Genomic DNA, 5368 nt, shown 5'->3' with positions numbered 1-5368 from the left:
CATCAGCGAGCCACGACGCTTCAAGGCTCGACTGTAGCTCGACCAGTTCGTCGTGCGGAAAAGAGGGATCGGTTTGCTCATGGGGCCAACCTAACCCCCTGACTCACAAACATGAATCCGTAGGTCACAGGGATAGCGCAACAAAGCCAAGGCAATCCACAGAGTTCCACTTCGTGGCGCATTTCCAGACCGTCAAAATTCGCCATCCGGCCTGCCGCAGCTGTTCAACCTTGACGATATCACGTTGATGGTTGCCATGGAACTTGGCAATCCAGAACTCGGCGCGGGTGCCGGGAATGCGGAAATATCTGCATCCTGAGTGAGCATGCCAGAAGCAGCCATGGACGAAGATGGCCGACCGGAACCTCGGCAATACGATATCCGGTCGCCCGGGTAAGCCGCCGACATGAACCCGTATCGCAGCCCGCTGGCGTGAAGCCCACGCCGGATCAACATTTCCGGCTTGGTGTCCTTGCCCCCGATCCGCGCCATCATCTCGGATCGGGTCATCGGGGGCCTGCGCTCAGCCACGCAACTTTCTCTTGGGGTGCAGAGCCACCATGCCGTCGATCCACGGAGCCATGGCTTCGGCGATGGCAACAGCGACAGGTGCCGCAACGGCATTGCCGAACTGCCGATAGGCTTGGGTGTCCGAAACGGGAATCTTCCAGGGCCGGTTCGAGCCGGGCTCATCAAACCCCATCAGGCGTGCGCATTCGCGCGGGGTGAGGCGCCGGGGAATACTGCCGGGCTGGGCGATGAGGATCTCGGACCCGTCCTTGTAGTATCTGGCGCTCAGCGTGCGGGCCACATTGTCCGGGCTACAGAGGCCAAAGCCGAAACCGTTGCCTGCTGCTTTGTGCTTCGCCGCGTATTTCTGCAGGTATTCCCATAGTTTGGGCGTCAGTGTGTATTTCGACGCGACTTCCGCTTTACGCCCGACCGTGTAGGGTTCTTCGGCTATTTCCGAACCATCCCCCGGATGCAGGATGCTTTCGAGCCGAGGGTTCGGCTTCGCAGGCAGAACCACGCCATCAAGCGAGAAGTCCGCTCGGACATCTTCCCGGAATCCGACGATGAAGATCCGCTCGCGGTGCTGTGGAACCCAGTGGCGCGCATCGATGACTTTGTAGTCGATCACATAACCCAGCTCGTTCAGCGCATGAGTAATGACGCGGAAGGTGTTGCCCTTGTCGTGCGACAGCAGGTTCTTGACGTTTTCGAGCAGGAAGGCCTTCGGCTTGTGGTGACGCAGGATGCGGACGACGTCGTAGAAAAGCGTGCCCTGGGTCTCGTCCGCAAAGCCATGTGGACGCCCGAGCGAGTTTTTCTTCGAGACCCCGGCAATCGAGAAGGGCTGGCAAGGAAAGCCGGCGAGCAACACATCATGGGCGGGGATGTCGGCCTCGTGGATGGCGGTTATGTCGCCGTTCACCTCGTGTGTGTCATCCTCGAAGTTCGCCTTGTAGGTCGCCTGCGAGAACTTGTTCCATTCGCTGGTGAACACGCAGGTCCCGCCGATCCGCTCGAATCCCACCCGCAGACCACCAATTCCTGCAAAAAGGTCAATGAATTTGAACCCTTGGCTTGCCATACTTCCACCGCGCTCCCGCACGTGCGCCACCAAAGCAGGGCGCGCACGCATTTTGTCGACCATCTCACTAACAGAGTGTGTGGCAGGTGACAGAAAAAATCCAGGTCCGTTCTGGCCATCAAGCAACAATAACGGCGCGTTTCTGTGGAAAGCCGCAAGGCTATCACCATCTGCTGTCGGCCCCCTTCGGGCCCGCAAGCATAATGATGGTCGGATTGATCACTTCAACTCAGCATCCGTGCGACCGATATGGCCAGAGGCGTCGAGGCCGACCGCTTTTTCGGTGTTGTGCATTTCGCTGAAGAAGACTTCCTCCTCAGGTCGCGGCTCGGACATCTTCGCGAGAAACCGATCCGACCAGACCGCCTTTTCCTCGGCGCTCAGGGCCGTCGTCTCCAGCTCTCCGGCCAAGGCCCGGGAGATACGACCGTGGTCAAATATGCCGTATCGTTCAATGGCGCGACCGATCCGTGCCCAATGCGTGATCTGGCCTGAAAGCGACCGGCTCCGGATTTCAGCCTCGATACGTGCATCATCGACAAGTTTGTCGTCAGCAAGTTTGAGGGATTGAGACATTAGGGAACCTCCCGCATCCAAAGGTGGCATTTTGCAACCAAGCCTTCAACATCGCTTGCCCATCTGATCGACGATTTAGTTGTGGCGTGCTGTCAGGCATGGGTCGTCATTATCGCACCAAAGAGCAGCCATAAGTGGTCCTCGGCGCATGGTGGAGGCGCAACGTTGCTTTCCATCACCATGATCTCTATACCAATTGCAGAGATGAGGGCGCGGGATATTCCAGTTACCCCGGATCATCTCGCAGCCCGCCCCATGGCGGGCTTAATTTTTACTTTGGCTTCTTGCTGCGCTTCAGCCACCCAGGTTTCAAGACGCAAATGAGCAATAGTCGCTGGCTCAATTGCTTCCTGATGCCACTGCAGGTGGACGTCAAGCCATTGTGGAATATCAGAAAATGATACGACCATTGCGGGTTGTGCCACTATTGCCTGCCACTCTTGGGGGCCGCTGGAAGGGCACAGGCGCGTGCAGCGGGACGTGATCGTTGCTCCCTCACCTAGGCGTGCATGGGAAGGTTGAGAATGAATGCCCGATCAATCTCTCGTTCGGGCATTTACATCGTCAGCACCACACGGGCACCTGCAACGCATTCAGGTGCATGAAGCCCCGGCCGAGGGCCTCAATGCACCATCCTCGGCATCGGTGCCCTGGCCGCATTGGCCAACTGCGTGATCTGACGCAGGCTGATGCCCTCTGGCCGCTCCGCCATCGACATGACGAAGTCGCGACAGCGGACCAGATCGGCCGCCCGCGTGTTCTCCCGCTCGACCAGCAGATCAAAATGCGCGACGGCATCCGCCGCCGACAGCTTCGGCAGGACGAACAACCGCGAGCGATCGCGCAGCGGCTCCGGGATCGTATCGGCGTCATTTGCGGTCATGACCCAAACCACCCGCGACATATCGAAGGGGATCCGGTAGAACGGGCATTCGAAATGCCGCGCCGTCCCCGGCTCCAGCATCTGCAGCAGCGAGGTCGTGATGCTGGTCGAGCCGCTCCTGGTGCCATAGGCTGTCCGAGCCTTGTCGATTTCGTCCACCACCATGATCGGATTGGCGACCCTGGTTGCCAATATCGTCTCGACAGGAATGCCGGGCTGTTCCGCGCCCCAACCCTTCTCGGTGCCCGAAATCCGAAACCCGGCACTGCCGCCTCCCACGTCGATCATGCGGACCGGCGCGTCGAGAAGGCGTGCGATAGTGCGGGCATAATGCGATTTCCCGATGCCGGGTGGCCCGGCAAGGATGACCGGCGGCAGCGAACCCCCCGCTCGCCTGATGCAACATGGCGCAGCATCTCGTTCATCACCCAGGTCGAGACCTCTCGCATCCAGCCGCTTTCAGCGTGCAACTTCGCGGCAAGCTGATGGACTTCATGCTCCGACGCCGGACCGACCAGCCTGCCACCCTCGCGGGCAAGTCCGGAGATCGCGGCCAGGGCGGGCTTCTTGATCGACGTCAGTCCAGCCACACGCATACGGCGCGACCATGCATCTTCCGCAAGGCTTTTGAGCTTCCTCTCCTCGCTGAAGTTGAGCTTGATCGGTTTATCCGCACCCAGCCGGTCGCGGCGCATACGCAGGAAAAACGCCCTGAACCGGGCCTCGACCTCCTCTTGGGAAGGAACGACCAGCAGGCTGGGCAGCACTGCAAAGCGGGTGTTGACGACGCTAGTCATGTCGATGCGGCCCCTCACGATGCGGGTGCCGGGCTTTGATGCAGGACGCAGAGGCCGCACTGAGGCTATGACGGGATTTGATGCTGGACATGTCGGAACTCCTGTTGGGAAAAGCCCAAGAGAGCCGCAGGCGGAACGCCTGACCATGATGGTATCAATGCTGCAGGAAGACGGGCAGAAATGATCGGCCCCGGGGGAAACGGGGTCAGTTGGCGCGTATGACGCCCTGATTATGCCGAATACACTGTTTCATAGTGGCGGAATACGTAGCGCGACCGCGCCGCAGCGTCAAGATCGTATTGGGGCGTTTCTGATCCATCTATCTGATATAAAATAAAACGCGTCCTATTTTTTTCAAGGCAACGCGTTACTGTTGCCGCCCCTGTGGTTCAATTCAATGGTTGCGCTGCTCCTCACCTGCTGCATAACTGGACCGCATCGGCAGTTCATGACACCCAATGCCTCCTCCTATATTGATTTCCCATGGCTTTCCTCCCCACCCCCTCGACCGGCACCCCGCGAAACGCTTCATTCCTTCGTGTCCCGGCTCGCAGCCTCCAAGGGCGTGTCCACCTCTGACTTCTACCTGGACATGGGCGTGTCTCTGAGAAGCATGGCGATCCTCGATGAGGAGGCTGTGGCAGCAGTTGCCCGATGGGCCGGTCTGAACGCCATCGAAATGGACGAACTCCTGTCCAGGACGGGCGTGCCCTCTGGCAACATCCGCATGACCTTCAGAGGCCAGATTATCGGCTCCCGGGCGCTGCGTAATCCCGAGATGCGCGGATGTCGGAAATGCCTTGCCAAGGATGCGCAGCGCAATCCAGATTTCCCCCTCAAGGAAATGGTCATGCGGGGCGACTGGCTTTTCCGCGACGTGACCATTTGCATTGAGCACCGAACGCCTCTGGAGGTTCTGTGGACGGAACACACGCGGGCCATGCGCTTTGATATTGGCTCCCGGCTGTCGGAAATCGCTCCCAATCATCAATGATGAAGCGTTGCCTGGGGCCGAAGAGGACCCGTCGGAATATGATGTCTGGCTGTTTGATCGGCTGACCCTCGGCCAGGATCGGACCTGGCTCGGGGATCATTATGCCGCAACGACGACCTGTGGGCTTGTCGGAACAGCGCTGATGGGGCTGAAATCAGCCGTGCTGTCGGATAGTCGCTTGCAGGCCCAAGCGCTGAATACTGGATTCCCCGCGCTCCAGCCTGATGTTGAGACCTTTCGGGCAACACTTGACGCTCTGGTTGCCCGAGCCGACGGACCGCTCGCAGCGCCGCAAAAGGCATTTGGTCTACTTTATTCCAAATTTGCACGAGATCTTGCTGAGAACGTGGAGTTCGCGCCCTTCAGAACGGAAGTTCGCGAGTGCGTCCTCGCACATTGGTATTACGCTGCTGGCGAGGTGTTGCTTAGGCTCAGGACTCGTTCTGGATCATAGCCAGAAGAAGACCGTTGCGGCGAGCATGATGGCTGAGAAGAAGGTTTCCGGGCACCGGTCGTATCGGGTG

Annotated in this window: 6 protein-coding genes and 1 pseudogene; 1 reads left to right on the top strand and 6 read right to left on the bottom strand. The window is 59.2% G+C overall.

Features of this window, described 5'->3' with window-relative positions; genetic code table 11:
- Positions 1-124: 124 nt before the first annotated feature.
- From XINFAN_RS00330 to XINFAN_RS22115, 6 genes and pseudogenes are all read right to left on the bottom strand, one after another.
- Positions 125-510: pseudogene (locus tag XINFAN_RS00330) on the bottom strand (very short patch repair endonuclease).
- Between the two features lie 13 nt (positions 511-523).
- Positions 524-1657 carry a DNA (cytosine-5-)-methyltransferase gene (dcm, locus tag XINFAN_RS00325; RefSeq protein WP_124084585.1) on the bottom strand — a complete coding sequence of 378 codons (1134 nt, stop codon included), beginning with the start codon at positions 1655-1657 and terminating at the stop codon, positions 524-526.
- Positions 1658-1813: 156 nt separating this feature from the next.
- Positions 1814-2170 (bottom strand): TA system antitoxin ParD family protein, encoded by a 357-nt coding sequence (locus XINFAN_RS00320; protein ID WP_124084584.1) that lies wholly within the window; start codon positions 2168-2170, stop codon positions 1814-1816.
- 236 nt (positions 2171-2406) lie between these two features.
- The gene (locus tag XINFAN_RS00315; protein ID WP_124084583.1) at positions 2407-2595 is read right to left on the bottom strand and encodes a hypothetical protein; all 189 of its coding nucleotides are present in this window, start codon (positions 2593-2595) and stop codon (positions 2407-2409) included.
- 197 nt (positions 2596-2792) lie between these two features.
- Positions 2793-3371, bottom strand: coding sequence for an AAA family ATPase (locus XINFAN_RS00310; RefSeq protein ID WP_233352071.1), 579 nt, complete (start codon positions 3369-3371; stop codon positions 2793-2795).
- Positions 3338-3850 carry a hypothetical protein gene (locus XINFAN_RS22115; RefSeq protein WP_233352070.1) on the bottom strand — a complete coding sequence of 171 codons (513 nt, stop codon included), beginning with the start codon at positions 3848-3850 and terminating at the stop codon, positions 3338-3340. The genes XINFAN_RS00310 and XINFAN_RS22115 overlap by 34 nt, the downstream gene beginning before the upstream one ends.
- A gap of 448 nt (positions 3851-4298) precedes the next feature.
- On the opposite strand from XINFAN_RS22115, the gene XINFAN_RS00305 reads away from it, so the two are divergent.
- Positions 4299-4844: a TniQ family protein gene (locus tag XINFAN_RS00305; protein WP_160144497.1), complete on the top strand. Its 546-nt coding sequence runs from the start codon at positions 4299-4301 to the stop codon at positions 4842-4844.
- Positions 4845-5368 lie beyond the last annotated feature (524 nt).

Source organism: Pseudogemmobacter humi (assembly GCF_900609055.1).
GTDB lineage: Bacteria > Pseudomonadota > Alphaproteobacteria > Rhodobacterales > Rhodobacteraceae > Pseudogemmobacter > Pseudogemmobacter humi.
The sequence above is the reverse complement of the archived record's forward strand: the minus strand, read 5'-3'. Positions and strand labels throughout refer to the sequence as shown.

What these genes read in the sequence shown, in the direction of transcription:
- XINFAN_RS22115 (WP_233352070.1), bottom strand. Translation starts at nt 3,850, where the DNA reads ATGACTAGCGTCGTCAACACCCGCTTTGCAGTGCTGCCCAGCCTGCTG.
- dcm (WP_124084585.1), bottom strand. Translation starts at nt 1,657, where the DNA reads ATGGTCGACAAAATGCGTGCGCGCCCTGCTTTGGTGGCGCACGTGCGG.
- XINFAN_RS00320 (WP_124084584.1), bottom strand. Translation starts at nt 2,170, where the DNA reads ATGTCTCAATCCCTCAAACTTGCTGACGACAAACTTGTCGATGATGCA.
- XINFAN_RS00305 (WP_160144497.1), top strand. Translation starts at nt 4,299, where the DNA reads ATGACACCCAATGCCTCCTCCTATATTGATTTCCCATGGCTTTCCTCC.